The 19,280-nt window shown below is 37.5% G+C and carries 20 protein-coding genes; 17 read left to right on the top strand and 3 right to left on the bottom strand.

Features of this window, described 5'->3' with window-relative positions; all coding sequences use genetic code 11:
• Positions 1-68: 68 nt before the first annotated feature.
• Positions 69-434: a GNAT family N-acetyltransferase gene (locus AC4G3L_RS03310; protein ID WP_491075550.1), complete on the top strand. Its 366-nt coding sequence runs from the start codon at positions 69-71 to the stop codon at positions 432-434.
• A gap of 34 nt (positions 435-468) precedes the next feature.
• Here AC4G3L_RS03310 and AC4G3L_RS03305 read toward each other — a convergent pair whose 3' ends face one another.
• Both AC4G3L_RS03305 and AC4G3L_RS03300 read right to left on the bottom strand, forming a co-directional pair.
• Positions 469-993 carry a DUF309 domain-containing protein gene (locus AC4G3L_RS03305; RefSeq protein ID WP_491075549.1) on the bottom strand — a complete coding sequence of 175 codons (525 nt, stop codon included), beginning with the start codon at positions 991-993 and terminating at the stop codon, positions 469-471.
• 178 nt (positions 994-1,171) lie between these two features.
• Positions 1,172-1,267 (bottom strand): YjcZ family sporulation protein, encoded by a 96-nt coding sequence (locus AC4G3L_RS03300; protein ID WP_066107625.1) that lies wholly within the window; start codon positions 1,265-1,267, stop codon positions 1,172-1,174.
• 174 nt (positions 1,268-1,441) lie between these two features.
• On the opposite strand from AC4G3L_RS03300, the gene AC4G3L_RS03295 reads away from it, so the two are divergent.
• The 5 genes from AC4G3L_RS03295 to AC4G3L_RS03275 all read left to right on the top strand — a co-directional run bounded on the left by AC4G3L_RS03295 (position 1,442) and on the right by AC4G3L_RS03275 (position 4,932).
• Positions 1,442-2,209, top strand: a complete 768-nt coding sequence (locus AC4G3L_RS03295; protein WP_491075548.1) for a segregation/condensation protein A — start codon at positions 1,442-1,444, stop codon at positions 2,207-2,209.
• Positions 2,196-2,774, top strand: a complete 579-nt coding sequence (gene scpB, locus AC4G3L_RS03290) for an SMC-Scp complex subunit ScpB (protein ID WP_491075547.1) — start codon at positions 2,196-2,198, stop codon at positions 2,772-2,774. Before AC4G3L_RS03295 ends, scpB begins: the two co-directional genes overlap by 14 nt.
• Before the next feature lie 13 nt (positions 2,775-2,787).
• Positions 2,788-3,159, top strand: coding sequence for a hypothetical protein (locus AC4G3L_RS03285; protein WP_491075546.1), 372 nt, complete (start codon positions 2,788-2,790; stop codon positions 3,157-3,159).
• Positions 3,160-3,397: 238 nt separating this feature from the next.
• Positions 3,398-3,886 (top strand): DUF3907 family protein, encoded by a 489-nt coding sequence (locus AC4G3L_RS03280; protein WP_491075545.1) that lies wholly within the window; start codon positions 3,398-3,400, stop codon positions 3,884-3,886.
• 176 nt (positions 3,887-4,062) lie between these two features.
• Positions 4,063-4,932 carry a superoxide dismutase gene (locus tag AC4G3L_RS03275; protein WP_491075544.1) on the top strand — a complete coding sequence of 290 codons (870 nt, stop codon included), beginning with the start codon at positions 4,063-4,065 and terminating at the stop codon, positions 4,930-4,932.
• A 347-nt stretch (positions 4,933-5,279) separates the two neighbouring features.
• Here AC4G3L_RS03275 and AC4G3L_RS03270 read toward each other — a convergent pair whose 3' ends face one another.
• Positions 5,280-5,696, bottom strand: coding sequence for a GNAT family N-acetyltransferase (locus AC4G3L_RS03270; RefSeq protein WP_491076228.1), 417 nt, complete (start codon positions 5,694-5,696; stop codon positions 5,280-5,282).
• 501 nt (positions 5,697-6,197) lie between these two features.
• On the opposite strand from AC4G3L_RS03270, the gene AC4G3L_RS03265 reads away from it, so the two are divergent.
• The 11 genes from AC4G3L_RS03265 (at position 6,198) to xylE (ending at position 19,278) form a co-directional block, all read left to right on the top strand.
• Positions 6,198-7,325 (top strand): D-alanyl-D-alanine carboxypeptidase family protein, encoded by a 1,128-nt coding sequence (locus AC4G3L_RS03265; protein ID WP_491076227.1) that lies wholly within the window; start codon positions 6,198-6,200, stop codon positions 7,323-7,325.
• Positions 7,318-7,911 (top strand): nucleoside recognition domain-containing protein, encoded by a 594-nt coding sequence (locus tag AC4G3L_RS03260; RefSeq protein WP_491075543.1) that lies wholly within the window; start codon positions 7,318-7,320, stop codon positions 7,909-7,911. Before AC4G3L_RS03265 ends, AC4G3L_RS03260 begins: the two co-directional genes overlap by 8 nt.
• Complete coding sequence (locus AC4G3L_RS03255; RefSeq protein ID WP_491075542.1) at positions 7,911-8,441, top strand: spore maturation protein; 531 nt, start codon at positions 7,911-7,913, stop codon at positions 8,439-8,441. The genes AC4G3L_RS03260 and AC4G3L_RS03255 overlap by 1 nt, the downstream gene beginning before the upstream one ends.
• A 225-nt stretch (positions 8,442-8,666) precedes the next feature.
• Positions 8,667-9,392, top strand: coding sequence for a 23S rRNA pseudouridine(2605) synthase RluB (gene rluB, locus AC4G3L_RS03250; RefSeq protein WP_491075541.1), 726 nt, complete (start codon positions 8,667-8,669; stop codon positions 9,390-9,392).
• Between the two features lie 90 nt (positions 9,393-9,482).
• Entirely contained in the window at positions 9,483-10,010 is a 528-nt protein-coding gene (resA, locus tag AC4G3L_RS03245; RefSeq protein ID WP_491075540.1) for a thiol-disulfide oxidoreductase ResA, read from the top strand.
• 16 nt (positions 10,011-10,026) lie between these two features.
• A complete protein-coding gene (gene resB, locus AC4G3L_RS03240; protein ID WP_491075539.1) occupies positions 10,027-11,661 on the top strand; it encodes a cytochrome c biogenesis protein ResB in 1,635 nt (544 codons plus the stop codon).
• A 3-nt stretch (positions 11,662-11,664) separates the two neighbouring features.
• On the top strand, positions 11,665-12,843 hold the full coding sequence (gene ccsB / locus AC4G3L_RS03235; RefSeq protein WP_491075538.1) for a c-type cytochrome biogenesis protein CcsB: 1,179 nt from the start codon (positions 11,665-11,667) through the stop codon (positions 12,841-12,843).
• A 399-nt stretch (positions 12,844-13,242) separates the two neighbouring features.
• Complete coding sequence (locus AC4G3L_RS03230; protein WP_491075537.1) at positions 13,243-13,962, top strand: response regulator transcription factor; 720 nt, start codon at positions 13,243-13,245, stop codon at positions 13,960-13,962.
• Positions 13,962-15,740 carry an ATP-binding protein gene (locus tag AC4G3L_RS03225; RefSeq protein WP_491075536.1) on the top strand — a complete coding sequence of 593 codons (1,779 nt, stop codon included), beginning with the start codon at positions 13,962-13,964 and terminating at the stop codon, positions 15,738-15,740. Before AC4G3L_RS03230 ends, AC4G3L_RS03225 begins: the two co-directional genes overlap by 1 nt.
• Before the next feature lie 636 nt (positions 15,741-16,376).
• The gene (gene xylA / locus AC4G3L_RS03220) at positions 16,377-17,699 is read left to right on the top strand and encodes a xylose isomerase (protein ID WP_491075535.1); all 1,323 of its coding nucleotides are present in this window, start codon (positions 16,377-16,379) and stop codon (positions 17,697-17,699) included.
• 133 nt (positions 17,700-17,832) lie between these two features.
• Positions 17,833-19,278, top strand: a complete 1,446-nt coding sequence (gene xylE, locus AC4G3L_RS03215; RefSeq protein WP_491075534.1) for a D-xylose transporter XylE — start codon at positions 17,833-17,835, stop codon at positions 19,276-19,278.
• The last annotated feature ends 2 nt before the right edge of the window (positions 19,279-19,280 follow it).

The raw sequence follows: 19,280 nt of genomic DNA, 5'->3' as shown, positions 1-19,280 counted from the left end.
TAAAAACAAGTATGATAAAAAAGATTATTAAATACCATTCTATTATTCTCATTTAATGAGGGATCAAAATGCTAATTAAGTACAAGAAGAGCTTTGAAAAAATCGCTATGGGCTTATTATCTTTTATGCCTGATGAAAAAGATTTAAAGAAGCTCCAGAATACTGTAAAATCATATGAAACAGAAGCAGACAGGCAATTATACCTTTGGAAACAAGAGGAAGATTTTATTGGATTAATAGGGATCGATCTTGATGGACATACTGTCACGGTAACAGATTTATCTGTTAATCCTTCCCATAGAGGCCAGGGAGTCGGTCATGAGATGGTACACTGCCTGACGGAACTATATGCTGGATACGAAATTAATTCCAGGGATATCACTGCAGATTTCATGGCTAAATGTTTGGATTGTGAAGCTGATAGTGAAGCATAAAAAATAGAGAAACCCATTTTACCAGTGGGTTTCTCTATTTGTTTTTACTTCGTTTCTTAAGTTGATTGAATCTTTCCTGTATAACATCTGTACGATCGCGTGTGGAGTGTCGGTTCACTAATGAGGAGTCGGAAAGATTACTGGTGCTATGCCATGTATACCCATATTCTTCGCACATCGTTTGGCAGGCCATTAGTAAATCTGGATCATTAATCGGCAGGACCGGGCTTTTGTATGGTACGTTATTTTGTACATTATGTATGGACCGATCCAGCAAATGGAGTAAGTCAACTGAATCCAAGCCTAATCGGTTTACTTTCTCAGGCTGTTTTTGCAGAATTTGCTTTGCTTTTTGTAAGGTGCGAAGTGCTCCTGAATGATTTGTTCTTCGGTAATGGTACATACCTACAGCTAGCTGGATAAATCCGACCCACACAGAATTACGGTCCAACGGGACATGTTTTTTCCAGTACTCTTCAAGTATTTCGTGACATTCAAAATAATCCCGGCTGCCTTGAAATTCTACTGCGTATTGAATGAACTCTTTTGGAACGTTCATATTTCTATTGTCACCTCATTGTCTCTCTACTATTATAGATAAATATACATGAAAAAATGCTTATGAGGAAAGGATAAGGATTCCAAATGGAGAGAGAAGTGCGGCTGGAAGCAGCATTTAAATAGAGACAGACCATCAGTATAGTCGACAGTCTGCTCCATAGACGTTCATAGATTGATTAACACCAAGCTACTCCGACAATCACGAGTAGAATAAATAAAACTACGATTAGCGCAAATCCGCTACCGTAACCTCCAACTGCGCCATCTCCCATATGTGAATCCTCCTCTTTGGATCTTTTCTTTACATTGTCATACTATGTGATCCATACTGGGATGTATGGGCTTTTGCCCACCTTTTTTAGAAAATCAAATTGTTCATTCTATTGGAAAGAACGCGGAGTTAAACTATACTTAGAATAGTTTAAAAAGTAGGAGCCTATAAAGAGATGAGTTATAAAATAAAAATAGATGCATTTGAAGGACCGCTCGATTTATTATTACATTTAATAAATCGATTAGAAATAGATATTTATGATATCCCGGTAGCAGAAATTACTGAACAGTATGTTGCTTATATCCACACTATGAAAGAATTGGAATTAGACATAGCCAGTGAATTTTTAGTCATGGCGGCAACTCTCTTAGCCATAAAGAGTAAAATGCTGTTACCTAAGCATGAAGAGGAATGGGATGAGGAAGAGGATGAATTCCTGATGGGGGAAGACCCTCGTGATGAATTGGTGACACAGCTCTTAGAGTATAAAAAATATAAAGAAGCAGCTGATGAATTTAAAAATTTAGAAGCTGAAAGAGCGTTATTGTTTACCAAACCACCGATTGATCTGTCGCCCTATACGGATGATGTAAAAACAGAGCGCCAGGATTTAGATGTCAGTTTATATGATATGCTGAGTGCGTTTCAAAAATTAATGAGACGTAAAAAACTGAAAAAACCATTACAAACCCGTATAACGCGTCAGGAAGTTACGATAGATAAACGGATTCAGGAATTAAAGGATTATCTTAAAGGTAAAAGAAAAAAGGTCCTATTCACTTCCCTGTTTGACACAGAGGAAAAGGCGCATTTGGTTGTTACTTTTCTTGCTGTTCTGGAATTGATGAAGCAAAATCAAGTACAGGTGGAACAAACAAATAACTTCGAAGATATTTTCATAGAATGGAAGCAGGAGGATTTTACAGTTGGATACCGTTAATTGGAAATCACTATTGGAAGCACTACTTTTTGCAGCAGGTGATGAAGGGTTATCTCTTGAGCAAATATCATCTGTGTTGGAAGTGACAGTTGAAGAAGCAAACGAAGCAATCAATGACCTTAAAGAGCTGTATGAAAATGAAGATCGAGGAATCTGTGTTGTTGAATTGGCCGGTGTATTTCAATTGGCAACGAAAAAAGTTCACGCTCCTTATTTAAAAAAGCTTGTTGAAACTCCTTCCGCACACACACTTTCACAGGCTTCATTGGAAACATTGGCAATCATCGCCTATAAACAGCCTATTACAAGAATTGAGATTGAGGCTATTCGCGGTGTCAAAACAGAACGTCCTTTGCAAACCTTAATGGCCAAGGTTTTAATACAGGAAGCTGGCCGCGCGGAAGGAGCAGGAAGACCTTATTTATATGGAACAACCAAAGAATTTTTGGATTACTTCGGCCTGAAATCTCTGGACGAACTGCCAGCATTGCAGGATGACATAGAGGATGGATTTAACGACGAGGAAGCAGATTTATTTTTCCATAAATTTCAGGAAATAGAATAAAGGGGGACGGAACTTGGAAGTCTTGTCATGTATAGGATTTGAGTTAGAGAAGGAAAAGCCCAATTCACCCGAGGATTTTTTCAATCGTTCAACCGTGACATACAGGCAAAATGGTAAATTAAAAGAGTTCCAAGTCATTTATATTCGCTATTTTGAAGAAGTTTTGTTCAAACAAGAGAATTTATCTTCAGTTAAGGAATTGCTGACTGATTATACAATAAAAGATATCTTTGCCCTCATCTGTCTATTAAAAAATTCACACTTTCAAGAAAGAAAAAGGGTTTATATTAACTCAGAGTCGCTCTTTTTGAACATGTTTAACAACTTACCATATAACCAGATTAGAGAAATTTTAATTAAAATGAATAATAATCCAAAAGTTTGAACCGGGATTGTCGTATAATAATGTAATTTAATCATCGCTATGCGTTATTCAACAATAAATACTGGTTAGATATGGTAAACTATTAGTAATTGAATGCACTGAATACCGTAAGCAGGGATTGTTAAAAGTTGTTTTTTTAGAGCGTATTTATGCTTGTGGTTCTGGGAAGTCAATGGACATGTGTGATATAGGTTACTTACTTTATTAAAGGGTTTGAATTTTTAAGGGAGGGTTCCGGTTGGGTAATACACTAGTAAAGAGCCAGTTGGAAGATGTAACATCATTTTTGGAGCAAACAGTATTATCTCTCGAGGTTTATATGAATACGACGACAATAGATCGTCTAATGGATGAAAAAAGCGGAGACGAGCTTTATTATAAGGGGTTGCTTTCAACTATACGCAAGCTGTTGGTTTATTGTGAAGAAGGCTTGGAGGCATGCAGAATCGTTCTAAAAAATGAACCATTTAATAAAGGGGCAGCTGAGCGTGTTCTTTACCGCATCTATCATCAATGTATCGAAGAATATTTTGCGCCAAAAAGTGATTTATGGTTTGAGGATAGCCGTTCAGCGTATACAGGGCACAACTGCATAAAATTCCGTGAAGACGCCCCTGAAAGCCTGAAAATCCTCATTACGAAACTGGAATTTGATATTCAAAAAATAAGAGAAGAACTTGAATACTATGAAACGGATTATCGGACAAAGATGGTTCAATCAAAGTAACAGGATAAGCAGTGCGATTACTTTATGTGTAATCGCATTTTTATTTGGAATTTTTATTGGTATTCATTGTTTGGTTATACACAGATAATGAAAATTCCACCCATTTTCAATTTAAAAAGCGAGAACTGAACCAACCTTCGTTTGAATATAGTAATACGACGGGGAGGTTGATGAGCATGAATCCTTTTAAAAAGTATTGGGAAGAGCTGGATAAATGGAAGGAATCGATTGTAGAATGGGCGATGGATCGAGATGAATCAATCCGAAATGTGATAGTAGAAAGGGTGAATCATCTAAATGTCTATTTAAACAGTATTAAAAACAAAATTCCATCCCAAAATGAGCTATTACAGCTTCAGAATATGGTGGAGGACATGGATGATTCTGTTCAAAAAGTGATTATTGGCGACTCTTATGTTCCGCCTGGAAGACATGCTTTGCCACCTTTACCATATTCCTATGATGCATTAGAGCCTTTCATAGACCGAGAGATTATGAAATTGCATCATACGATTCACCATCAGACTTATGTGGATGGTCTGAATAAAGCAGAAACCAAAATGAAAGAGGCTCGCGATAAGGATGAGTATGATCTTTTGAAGCATTGGGAAAGAGAAGCTGCTTTCCATGGTTCAGGCCATTATTTACACACTATTTTTTGGTACAATATGAAGCCTGACGGCGGAGGAGAGCCAAAAGGTGAATTAATGAACTTTATTAAAAGGGACTTTGGCAGCTTCGCAAAGTTTAAGAAAGAATTTACAGAAGCTGCTAAAAAAGTGGAAGGCGTTGGATGGGCTCTTTTAGTATGGTCCAACCGAGCACATCGCCTGGAAATTTTACAATCTGAACGACATATGATTCTTACGCAATGGGATACGATCCCTCTATTGGTACTAGATGTTTGGGAACATGCTTATTATTTGCAATACAAAACAGATCGTGCATCCTATATAAATAATTGGTGGAATTTGGTAAACTGGGACGATGTGAGTCAAAGATTCGAACAGGCACGGAAAATCGGCTGGAAGATTTATAAGAAATAAATGCATGGTGCACAGATTATTTTAAAAGACTGTTTTCTTAAAACTTTGCTTATGCACAATAATTGATTCATATTCTGCTGCAGGTTACTCACTTTCTGAGGGGCGAAAGCAGCCTTTTTAAATGGCAATTATTTATGATTTTTATTGTTGGTTGAAATCACGCTGTAGATTGTCTGCTTACCGTATGTATAGCCCTTCGCGATTAGTAACCACCTATATAAAAAAACAGAAAGAAGGCCATTTATTCTTGAATACAAGAATAAATGGCCTTCTTTGAGTGATTGGAAAAGAAAAAAGAATTTCCAAAGGGAGGAGGTATATAATAGAAGAACTTATAACTTACCCTTTTACCTCAGTAAACTTTTTTCAAGTACAATTTTATGCAATCCATTTGGATCCACATACGTTTCGATAATATCAAATCCACTTTTTATATTTAAAACTAACATACTGCGCCATTTATTCATTGTTTTTGTTTGAACAATACTATATCCATTAGCCTTAAGATAAAGATGTTGATTTTCCATCAACTTAGTAGCAATACCGGATTTTCTATAGTTTATATCTACTCCACCTAACCAACTATAAAATTTATCTTTATTTAATTCATATCCAATCTTATAGCCAATCACTTTCTTGTCATCCATAGCAGTAATCACTAACAATTTGGGTTTGCTTACCATTTTGTTAATCAAATCTTCAGAAGTATTGAAATTACTTTTATGTAGTTCTAGGATTCCTATTAATATATCAGTATCTGGCATTGAATTAAAAACCATAAAATTATGATTCAAATAATTTCTCCTTTCTGCCAATTCTACATACTATAAATTCTCTATTTATAAGAAATCCCTCATCTGCTAAACTGCTCTGTTTGTTAAAGAAGCTATCTTAAATAAATTTTACCATAAAATGGAAATGAAAATCCTCTTTTATAATGTTAAAGAAACAATAATCTTTACGTAAATGCCCTAAAAGAAAAACCGATAAATGACTTACCAGACGTCAGAAACAATGGTTCTTTCTCCATTTTCTATAAGCATTCCTTCCTTGCACACTCCTCATAATTGACTGTCTCTATATAAATTGATTCTGTTTAAGAATCTCTATGCATAGACTTGTACAAAAACATGGAGGGGACGAGTATGGTGAAAGGGTACTCTTTCAAATATAAACGGTACATAGATAGATTAAATCGAAATCCTGCTAAAAGGACTCATCCATTCAGCTTAGTGCAGTGGAAAGTGACAGGTATAGTCCTCATCATGATTCTGTTTTTGGCAAATTTTCTTACGCCGGTAAGTCCAGTTTCAGCTCAATCCCAATCAATTGAGAAAATCCAAACAGGTGCCAAAAGTGCGATTATGATTGAACAGAGTACTGGCAGAATATTATATGAAAAAGATGCCCATACAAAGCGAAGGATCGCGAGCATTACCAAAATTATGACTGCGGTTCTTGCGATTGAATCTGGAAAGATGGATGAGAACGTAACGATAACAGACTCGATTTTAAAAGCTGAAGGGTCAGCCATCTATTTGCAGGTAGGTGAAAAAATTAAATTGAGTGATCTTGTCTATGGGCTTATGCTGCGGTCAGGAAATGATGCGGCCGTTGCAATTGCTGAGTATGTGGGAGGAAGTGTAGAAGGATTCTCTGCTTTAATGAATCAAAAAGCAGAGTGGATTGGCATGGAGAATAGCCATTTCAGTAATCCGCATGGACTGGATGATTCAGATAACCATTATTCAACGGCCTATGATATGGCCATCTTAACCAAGTATGCGATGGGTAATAAAACGTATCAAAAAATTGCCGGAACCAAAATCCATCGAGCACCAAACCCAAATGAAGTGTGGGACCGAGTTTGGAAAAACAAAAATAAACTTCTGACCGAGAAATATAAATATTGTACGGGCGGTAAAACAGGTTACACAAAAAAAGCACGCCGTACATTAGTGACAACTGCAACTAAAGATGGATTGGATTTGATCACGGTTACGATAGATGATTCATCGGATTGGGCAGATCATATAGCCCTTTATGAAGCGGGATTTACTAATTATGCCATGACTGAAGTAGTCCCAAGCGGAACGATAAAGACCATAAAAAGAGGGTTTTATAAAAACAAAGCTTATTTAAAATCATCACTTACCTATCCGCTTACGAAAGAGGAAATGGAGCAGATTGAAGTTAAGTATGAGTTAAAAAAGCCCAAAAAGCAGTGGAAAAAAGGGAAGAAGCTCCCATCAAAAATAGGGACAGCTAACGTTATTCTGGATGGCCGTACGGTAATCTCTAAACCCATTTATCTACATAAGAAAGATCAAACCGTCTTTGGCATATGGAAAGAAGTCTTCTATACTTTTTCGGGTGTGAAAGTAAATGGTTAATCATATTTGGGTTGGTATCAGTATAATCGGTATCCTGTATGCCATGGTAACCGGAACAATGGCAGAAGTGAATGAAGCCATCTTTAAGAGCGCAAAAGAATCGGTTACCTTATGCTTTGGTTTAATGAGTGTACTTGTTTTCTGGCTGGGCATCATGAAGATTGCAGAAGAGGCTGGTCTGTTGGATAGTTTGACCCGATTGGTGAAACCAATAGTCTCGAGGTTATTCCCAGAGGTACCACCGGGTCATCCAGCGATGGGGTATATCGTATCCAATATTATGGCGAACACATTTGGATTAGGAAATGCGGCAACCCCCCTGGGAATTAAGGCAATGGAACAATTAAAGGAGTTAAATGGCGACAAGGATACAGCAAGTCGTTCCATGATTACGTTTCTTGCATTGAATACCTCCGGGCTGACACTAATTCCTACGACGGTCATAGGAATCCGTATTCATTACAATTCAGCTAATCCAACAGAAATCGTAGGCCCTACATTTCTGGCGACTGTCATTGCGACGATTGCTGCGATTATCTTAGATCGCTACTTTTACTTGAAGAGAGCGAGAAAGGGGATTGACTAATGCACTGGATTTCGATTATATCCTTATGGATGATACCTACCGTTATTCTGCTCATTCTTGGAATGGCTGCTATAAAGAAGGTACCAACTTATGAGACCTTTGTAGAAGGCGGGAAGGAAGGAATCAAGATCACCTTTTCAATTATCCCCTATCTTATTGGCATGATGGTGGCTATTTCTATTTTTCGCGCTTCGGGAGCCATGGATTTGTTAATTGGTTGGATGAAGCCAGTATTGAATTTTTTGGGAGTACCTTCAGAGGTCGTGCCATTAGCGCTGATTAGACCAATCTCAGGGAATGCTTCACTCGGAATGGTCAGTGATCTCATTGCTACGTATGGACCTGATTCTTTTATAGGAAAGGTTGCTTCTACGATTCAGGGAAGCACAGATACAACGTTCTATGTTTTAACGGTCTATTTTGGTGCGGTGGGGATAAAGAAAATGGGCGATGCTTTAAAAGTAGGACTTTTGGCTGATTTTGTTGGGATTGGTGCAGCAATCTTACTGGCTGGAATTATGTTTCAATAGACACGGAATTGTCACAAAATGGACAAGTTGGTCGAAAAAATAGTAAAATTTAGAAAAAATCGGTATAAAAAGCCGATTTTTTTGTGTTTCTTTGCAAGTAATGAAATAATATGCGTGAAAGTACATATCACTTTCACCAAAAACAAAGTATAATGAACAACTAGGTAGAATGCCTATTATTTGAGTAAAGAATACAGAAAAAGTAAAATTAGACAGGTGATTAATATGGAAAGATTACAAAAAGTGATAGCACAGGCTGGAATCGCCTCCCGAAGAAAAGCAGAACAATTAATCTTAGAAGGCAAAGTGACCGTAAACGGTAAGGTTGTCAAAGAACTTGGCGTTAAAGTTGGCCCGAATGAGCAGATAGAGGTAAGCGGTGTACCTGTGGAAAAGGAAGAACCGGTATATTTCTTGCTGTATAAGCCAAGAGGTGTCATTTCAGCTGCCAATGATGATAAAGGAAGAAAAACGGTGGTAGACTTAATCCCGCTTATTGAACAGCGTATTTACCCTGTGGGCAGACTGGATTATGATACATCAGGGTTAATCCTGCTTACCAATGATGGAGAGTTTGCTAATGCCCTTATGCACCCAAAACACGAAATTGAAAAAACGTACGTGGCAAAAATTCAAGGGATTCCTTCTCGTGAATTATTAAAGAGATTAGAACGCGGTGTCGAATTGGAAGACGGAAAAACTGCTCCCGCCAAGGTAAAATTGATTTCAATGGACAGGAGAAAACAATCTTCTATAGTAGAGCTGACTATTCACGAGGGAAGAAATCGACAAGTTCGTCGTATGTTTGAAGCAATTGGAATGCCAGTAATCAAACTGAAACGTGAACGATATGGGTTTTTAACACTCCACGGTGTAAACACTGGGGATTATAGAGAGTTAACACCCCATGAAGTTAAGCAGTTGCGTTATATGGCACTTCATAAAGATTAATTAAATCTAATCATAGCGCTGTTCTAAACAAATGCCTGTTTGGCAGCGCTATGATTTATGTATGTTTAGAACAGGGTGGAGGGATTTTTTTTGGCCAAACAAAGGCGTAAATGGATGAGAATGTTGGTACTGGCCCTTTTGGCTGGTGCAGTCGTTTATGTACTTTTTTCGAGCCTGACACTGGGCAAGGAAAAAACGCTGGAAATAAATGAAACCGCTCCAAACTTTGCTTTAACAGATCTCGAAGGGGTAAAGCATGTTTTGGAGGAATATAAGGGGCAAGGGGTATTTCTTAATTTCTGGGGTACATGGTGCAAACCGTGCGAATATGAAATGCCTTATATGCAAAGTCAATATGAAGTTTTTATAGATAAAGGGGTTCAGGTGTTAGCAGTAAACGTCAATGAAGCGGATTTAGTTGTTCAAAAGTTTGTTGAACGGCATGGCCTTACTTTCCCGGTTGTGATCGATAAAGATAATCAGGTACAGCAGCAATATTTAATTGGCAGCTTGCCGGCTACATTTTTAATCGATAAGAATGGGAAGGTAGTAGATTCAACAACTGGAAGTTTAACAGAAGAGAAGATACAAAAGATGATGGAGAAAATCCAGCCATAACAAGGGGTAAATAGGGATGAAAGAAATAACTTGTGAATGTGGTCATGTTAATCCATATGGAACCATATTTTGTGAAGCTTGCGGGAAGGTTCTCAATCAGATAGAAGAAGATAAAAAATTATTGGATATGAAATATGAAGGCAGTGCCAGAAGATCCCAGACCTATAATAAATCGATGGTCGACAAAGTTTGGAATTTCTTCTCCTCTGTAAAGGTAGGCGTTACCTTAATTATCCTTCCGCTGATTGCGGCTTCTATTGGTACGATATTTCCACAAGAGATGTATATACCGAATGGAGAATCAGCTGAAACCTTTTATGAAAATCAATACGGCTGGTTCGGTAAACTGTATTATGCGTTAGGATTACATAATTTATATAGTTCATGGTGGTTTTTATTGTTAGTGTCCCTTTTGGGAGTGTCACTCGTAATTGCCAGTCTTGATCGTTTTATTCCGTTATACAGAGCGTTGAAGAATCAGAGAGTCATAAGAAATGAAGGCTTTTTGCGCAGACAGCGCATTTTTGGTGAAGGTGCGGTTGAAGAAGACAAAGAAACCTATGAATTAATTAAAACGAGATTAAAAGCGAAGCGTTATAATATAAGGGAAGATAATGGCAGTATTTTAGCCGAGAAGAATCGTTTTTCCAGGTGGGGTCCTTATGTTAATCATATAGGTCTTATCATTTTTTTAATTGGCGGAATGTTGCGTTTTATTCCTGGAATGTATGTAAATGATTACTTGAGAATTCCTGAAGGGGAAAAAAGGGCTGTACCTGGCACAAATGGGGAATATTTTGTTGAAAATCATGACTTTACCGTAGAAGTCTATGATAAAGATAAGGAAAAAGAAGAGTTTGAAGCAACATTGGACCGGGTTGGTACGGTCGTGAAAAATTATCAAACAGATGCCACTCTCTATCAGGCAGTAGGAGAGACTTTACCGGGTGAAGAAGTAAAGCTTAAAAAAATTAAGGATTATCCGATACGTGTAAATGAACCTTTAAAGTTTGACTCATTTGCTCTGTATCAAACATCCTATGAAGAAAGCATGACTAATATGTCATTCACCTTAATTAATAAAGCAACCGAAAAGGAGTTTGGCAACTTAACAGTTGATTTGAATAATCCAAAGGAACGCTATGATCTTGGCAATGGCTATTCAGTACATTTGGAGAGTTATTTTCCGGATTTCGAATTCAATGAAAATGACCAGCCGACAACAAAAAGTCGGTTTCCCAATAACCCAGCCTTTATCTTTAAACTCATATCACCAGAGCATCCTGATGGCGAAGTTAGTTTTGTTGCGATTAAACAAACCCTTGAACCATTGGGTGAAACCGAATATAAGCTGAAGTTTGTGAATGTAGAAACAGGGTTTGCAACTGTTTTGACTGTGCGTAAGGATCTAACCTTATGGGTGTTGGGTCTTGGAGGACTCATCTTTATGATCGGGGTTATTCAGGGAGCTTACTGGAATCATAGAAGAATTTGGATACAGAAAAAAGGAAATAAAATTTTTGTGGCAGCTCATACGAACAAAAACTGGTTTGGCATCAAGCGGGAGATTAATGAAATAGTAGAGGGGACTTCTATTCCGTTACCGTATGATCAAACCGTAGGAGAAGAGAGCAAGAAAGAGGGGGAATAAAGAGTGGCAACATTGAGCAGTAATCTATTATATATTGCTTTTATTTTGTACTTAATTGCTACATTTGTATTTGCAGGAACAATAAAAGGTAAGAATGATAAGCGTAGTTATGATAATTGGGCTAAAGCTGGTATTATCATAACGATGATCGGGTTTGTTTCACAGCTGGGTTATTTTATCACTCGATGGATTGCTGGAGGACATGCTCCAGTCAGTAATTTGTTTGAGTTTACGACATTTTTTGGAATGATGCTTGTTGGTGCTTTTATTATCATTTATTTTATCTATAAAACTGCTATTCTGGGAGTGTTCGCTCTACCCATCTCGCTATTAATTATAGCGTATGCCAGCATGTTTCCAAGGGATATCTCCCCTTTAATTCCGGCATTAAAAAGTGACTGGCTGTATATCCATGTTACAACTGCAGCTGCAGGAGAAGCTATTTTGGCCATTAGCTTTGCTGTCGGGCTGATTTATCTGATACGGTCTGTTAATCAATCAAAAGCTACAAAAAGTACATTTTGGCTTGAAGCAGTTTTATTTGGATTGCTTTGTACGGTAGGATTTGTTGCCTCAACCACTGTTTTTTCGTTAACTGATTATGAAGCTAGCTATAGTTGGACGAATAAGGATGGAGTGGAAGAAACAGCGGATTATACTATGCCAGCGTTTTTTGTCCCGAATGAAGCGAAGTTGGTTTCTGATTCAGGCATGGATCCATTAGTAGAATTGCCATTAATTATTAATGCGAAAAAACTGAATACAGTAGTTTGGTCTCTTCTTATTGGCACAGTACTGTATGGATTGATTCGTTTAATTGTACGTAAACGAATAGGAGAAGCTTTGAAACCTTTAGTTAAATCAGTCAATTTAGATCTTCTGGATGAAATTGGGTATAGATCTGTTCTGATCGGATTCCCTGTATTTACGTTGGGAGCCCTAATCTTTGCCATGATTTGGGCGCAGATGGCTTGGTCCAGATTCTGGGGATGGGATCCTAAGGAAGTGTGGGCTTTAATAACCTGGCTATTCTACGCAGCTTTTTTACATCTGCGAATATCGAAAGGCTGGCATGGTGAAAAGTCTGCATGGCTTGCCGTAATAGGCTTTGTTATCATTATGTTTAATCTGGTAGCTGTTAATCTGGTTATAGCTGGATTGCATTCATATGCAAGTATGTAAGAAAAAAAGGGCTTCCTGATGAGGAAGCCTTTTATTGTTGCAGAATGATAAAGTTTAGGTATCATAATCTCATGCCAGTTTAGTTGCAGACCTGACAGAAACCTGAGTGTGAATGTTCCATATGAGGTGATTTCCTGTTATTTTTATATGGAGCTTTCTTATGGTGAAAAAATAGGATTTCCCCGAGATAACCACACACTACCATGCTAAAAAACTGCTTCCGAGCGGGTATCTGTTAGAGGTAATATGATTATTAGATAAATTTATCTTTTTAAAAAGCTGTATTTATGTAAATATTCACTTTTCTATTCCTAAATTTTTGGTATCCATGTATAATAAAACAAGTATCGTGGATATATTTGTATAGTTTTTAGTTTATACATAGAGGAGGTCCGGTTGATGGAAGAAAACAACATACGATTGCTTATAGTAGATGATGAGGACCGCATTAGAAGACTATTAAAAATGTATTTAGAGCGTGAAGAATATATAATTGATGAGGCAGATAATGGGGAAGACGCATTGGAACTTGCGTTGACGAATGATTATGATTTGATCCTTCTGGATTTGATGATGCCTGGTAAAGATGGGATTGAGGTTTGCAAAGAGTTACGTGAAAAAAAGGCAACGCCTGTTATTATACTGACTGCAAAAGGGGAAGAAGTTAACCGAGTGCAGGGATTTGAAGCAGGAACAGATGATTATATCGTAAAGCCGTTCAGCCCAAGGGAAGTCGTTTTACGGGTTAAAGCTTTGCTAAGAAGATCATCTAAAAGCTCTTATATTCAATCAGAGACATCGTCTAAAGATCTGGTGGTCTTTAAACATTTGACGATTGATAATGATGCTCACAGAGTTCTGGCTGATGGTGTTGAAGTTGCGTTAACTCCTAAAGAATATGAACTATTATACTTTTTGGCAAAAACGCCGGATAAAGTCTATGACAGAGAACAATTGTTAAAAGAAGTTTGGCATTACGAATTCTTTGGTGATTTACGTACAGTTGATACCCATATAAAGAGATTAAGAGAAAAATTAAACAAGGTATCTGAGGCTGCAGCTAGTATGATTGTTACAGTATGGGGCGTTGGATATAAATTCGAGGTAGTCAACGACTAATGTTCTGGAAAAGTGTTGTCGGAAAACTATGGCTCACTATTATCTTGCTATTCACTTTCGTTCTATTCATCTTAACTGTATTGCTCCTTGAATTTTTTCATAACCAAAGTATGGAGGAAGCTAAATCTTCTTTATATCAAACAGCAAAACAAGTGGAAGCCGTTTTAGAGGAAGATTCAGACATAGGCAAATCAACACAAATTATATGGCAAGTCATTGATGCGAATAAAGATATTGTGATAGTTTTGGATAAAAACGCCATATACAGTAGTTTGAATAATGTGAATAAGAATGAAGTCTATCAACTTTTCTCTCAGGATGAGACCTTAAAAAAAGCATTATTGGATGATAAGCAAGTTTCAGAAACTACCTATCTTTCATCTGTTCTGGGTGGAGATGATGTTACCCAAGGGACTATTGTTGGAATTCCTCTCGTTGCCCAGGGAATGGATGGAGCTATCTATGCCTTTCAATCAGTCGATTCCAGCGAGAGTACAAGCGCACAAACGACCATCTTTATTTTGATTGCTGTTGGAGTTGGTATTGTTTTAACAACCATCTTTGCTTTTTTCTTGTTATCGAGAATAACGGCTCCGCTAAGGAAAATGCGGGAAGCAGCCTTCGAATTAGCCAGAGGAAAATTTGATATGAAAGTCCCCATTTTAACAAATGACGAAATTGGTGAATTGGCGACTGCTTTCAATCAAATGGCACGGCAGCTGAAATATAATATGACGGCATTACAACAGCAGAAAGAAAATTTATCGAATATTTTAATTAGTATGGCCGATGGAGTGATCACTTTCAACCGAGAAGGAGAGATCTTGGTAACAAATCCTCCGGCTGAGGACTTTTTAAGGTATAGCTATTTTGATGAAGCCAATCAAGAAAAACAGCATGGGCAAGAAGTTCCTGTTACTTTGAGGGATTTATTCCTTGAAGTTAAAGAAACAGAAAAAGGCAAAGTAGCTGAGATATCCACACAGGGACATGACTGGGTTATACTCATGAATCCGCTCTACCGTCATAATGATGTCCGTGGAGCAGTTGCAGTTTTGCGGGATATGACGGAGGAACGTCGGCTTGATAAAATGCGTAAAGACTTTATAGCAAATGTATCACATGAGCTCCGGACACCGATTGCCATGCTCCAGGGATACAGTGAAGCAATCATAGATGATATAGCGGAAACGGCAGAAGAGAAAAAAGAAATGGCACAGGTCATATATGATGAATCTTTGAGAATGGGCCGGTTGGTCAATGAACTCTTGGACTTGGCAAGGATGGAAGCAGGACATCAAACTTTAACCATTGAAGAAGTAGAAGTTGGCAGTTTCCTCACAAGAATTTCAAAGAAGTTCCAAAGGACAGCTCAGGATAAACATGTAGCAGTCTTTACTACACTTGACCAGCCAGAAGCATTTATTCGAATAGATCCTGATCGGATTGAACAGGTATTTACCAACTTAATTGATAACGCATTGCGCCATACACCAGAGGGAGGCGAAGTACAAATAATCCAAAGAACGATGGATAATGGTACTTTGTTTGACGTGAAGGATTCCGGTGTAGGGATATCTGAGGAAGAATTACCATTTGTTTTCGAAAGATTTTTTAAGGTTGATAAAGCAAGGACAAGAGGAAGATCAGGCACAGGCCTTGGTCTGGCAATAGCCAAGAATATTATTAAAGGCCATGGCGGTAAAATCGATGTGTATAGCAAGGTTGGACAGGGTACGACATTTACGTTTTTCCTGCCAACGAAAAAGAAGAATTAAGCAGATAAATCTTGTTACACAAGGAACGGTTAGATCAAAGCATATCACATGAGTGATGTGCTTTTTTGCATTTTGACGATGGGTTTTCTTATAAGCGATCTGAAAAAAGGTTGTTGGTATTTACGGCCCATTCTATCAAATAAAAGAATATTTGGAGTAGATTTATATGAAGTAGGTTTGGGAAATAGTATTGAAGTTTTTTTCAAGCAACTGATTCTGAGACCTGGTGCAGTTAGAAAGACATTACATGAGCAAATCCAAAAAAATGATAGTAAAGTGACTCATTAACCTGCATCTAAGGATGGCGGATATCTTAATAAAAAGTGATAGATATTTTTATGGGAGTCTGTCGCTTTTTTAATTTTAGGTTCCTTTCCGAATAGGCAATTTCTTTCTATGTTCTTCTTTAAATAGGGAAAAGTAATCTTTTCTGCAGTAGATGAGGAGAAAAGGATCTGTTTTGGATACTATTAAGCTGTTAAAAGTTAGGCAGAAAGTATCATATCTGACCATTATGATAGAACTATAGTTTTAAATAGATAAAAACTTAGTTTATCCATTAGACAAACTAAGTTTTTCCTGTTATAATTTGAATGTAAACATATGAAAACGATTTCAAAACAGGAGGAATAATCAATGAATTATTTTGACTTTTGTAAACAAGTAAACTATGAAGGACCCGGTTCATCCAATCCATATGCATTTAAATATTATAATCCTGAAGAAGTAATTAATGGAAAGAAAATGGAGGATCTTATGCGTTTTGCTGTTTCTTATTGGCATACATTTACTGCTGATGGGACAGATCCATTCGGACAAGCTACCATGATTCGTCCGTATAATAATTATTCTGGTATGGATTTAGCAAAAGCAAGGGTAGAGGCTTCTTTTGAATTTTTTGAAAAAATGAATGTGCCATTCTTTTGTTTCCACGATGTTGATATTGCTCCAGAAGGGGCAACTTTAAGTGAAACAAACAAAAATCTTGATAGTATCGTAGCGATGATGAAGGATTACTTAAAAGATAGCAAAACAAAATTACTTTGGAATACGGCCAATATGTTCTCCCATCCACGCTGGATGCACGGTGCAGCAACAGCTCCTAATGCAGATGTATTTGCTTATGCAGCTGCCAAGGTGAAAAAGGGACTTGAAGTCGGAAAAGAATTAGGTTCAGAAAATTATGTATTCTGGGGTGGACGTGAAGGATATGAAACTTTACTGAATACAGACATGAAATTGGAACAGGATAATTTGGCCCGTTTCTTCCATATGGCTGTGGATTATGCGAAAGAGATCGGCTTCGATGCCCAATTCTTAATTGAACCAAAACCTAAGGAACCTACCAAACATCAATACGATTTTGATGTAGCTACTTCTTTATCATTCTTACAAGCTTATGATTTAAAGGATCACTTTAAATTTAATATTGAAGCCAACCATGCTACTCTTGCTGGACATACATTTGAACATGAATTACGTTTAGCACGTATAAACGGTATGCTTGGTTCTGTAGATGCGAACCAAGGTGACCCTTTACTTGGCTGGGATACAGATGAATTCCCGACAGACATGTACTCTACAACGTTAGCCATGTATGAAATTCTTAAAAATGATGGGCTTGGTTCAGGTGGTTTAAACTTTGATGCCAAGGTTAGACGAGGTTCATTTGAACCGGAAGATCTGTTCTTCGCTCATATTGCTGGAATGGATAGCTTTGCTGTCGGAGCAAAAGTCGCTCAAAAATTAATCGATGACAAGGTATTGGATCAATTTGTTGCAGACCGTTATAGCAGCTTCACAGACGGAATTGGTCTAGATATTGTGAAGGGTAATACGGATTTGAAGCAATTGGGTAAATACGCTCTTGGACTTGGTGAAATTAAAAATAAATCCGGCAGACAGGAACAATTAAAAGCGATATTAAATCAATATATATTGGATGCCTACCGCGGATAAAAAATTCTATACGATATAGAAATTTATAAGAATTATGAGGATATTAGCTGCTTTATATGCTAATATCCTTTATAAAATGTAAAGGTTTACAAAATTGCAGTAAGATAAACATACTTAAAAGGGGAAGGCATCTATGAGTAAATCGGGAAGAAATTCATTTTACATTGTATTTTTAACGCTAATTGCCGCCATCGGAGGTCTGCTTTTTGGCTATGATACAGCCGTGATCTCTGGAGCGGAAAAATCACTGGAAGTCTATTTTATCGATAGCCTTGGCTTAAGTTCCTTTGTGCATGGGGCAACTATCTCAAGCGCATTGATTGGCTGTATTATTGGTGGGATTATATCAGGATATTTTGCTTCAAAATTCGGGCGGAAAAATTCGTTGATTATTGCATCTGTATTGTTTACTCTTTCAGCCTTAGGTTCAGCTTATCCAGAATTTTTATTTTTCACTATGGGAGAACCAACGATCGCTTTGTTGCTTACATTTAATCTTTATCGAATCATTGGAGGCATTGGTGTAGGTTTAGCTTCTGCAGTTGTACCTATATACATAGGGGAGATTGCACCGGCTGATATTCGAGGTAAGCTTGTATCCTTTAATCAGTTTGCCATCATTTTTGGTATGCTGGTTGTCTACTTTGTCAATTGGAAAATTGCAGATGGACAGTCAATCTCCTGGATTAATGATATTGGGTGGCGATATATGTTTGCTTCAGGTGCAATTCCTGCAGTGCTCTTTGGGCTATTATTATTGTTAGTCCCAGAGACACCCAGATATTTGGCCTTGAAAAATCAAAATAAAAAAGCATTGGAAGTACTTACAAAGATAAATGGCCAACAAATGGCACAAAAAATTATGCGAGATATTAAGTCGAATATCCATACAACAGCCTCTTCCGGTAAATTGTTTGAATATGGCAAATTAGTTATTGTTGTTGGAATTCTGCTCTCGATGTTCCAACAGTTTGTCGGTATCAATGTCGCGCTCTATTATGCACCGCGTATATTTGAAAGTATGGGGGCAGCTAAGGATGCGTCCATGTTGCAGACGATTGTGATGGGCTTAGTTAATGTCGTTTTTACAATAGTCGCAATTATGACTGTTGATAAATGGGGACGTAAGCCTTTACTAATTATTGGTTCTATCGGGATGGCTGTCGGAATGATCGGGGTATCCGGATTAGCCTATGCAAATATCATTGGCATATGGACCTTGGTTTTCATTATTATTTATACAGCATCCTTTATGATGTCCTGGGGGCCAATTTGTTGGGTTCTGATATCTGAAATATTTCCTAATAAAATTCGCGGACAGGCTGTTGCAATTGCGGTAGCTGCTCAATGGGCAGCCAACTATTTCATCTCTTCCACTTATCCAATGATGATGGAATTTAGCGGAGGTTTTACGTATGGATTCTACGGATTAATGAGTATTCTGTCTGCCATCTTTGTGTGGAAATTCGTACCGGAAACAAAGGGGAAAACGCTTGAACAAATGGAAGAAACTTGGATAAAACAAGAACCGGAAATACAAACATCCTATACAAAAGTAGCTAAACAAAAACATAGCTAAGA

It is taken from the genome of Bacillus sp. z33 (assembly GCF_058313615.1).
This window is presented reverse-complemented; position numbering and strand designations above follow the sequence as displayed.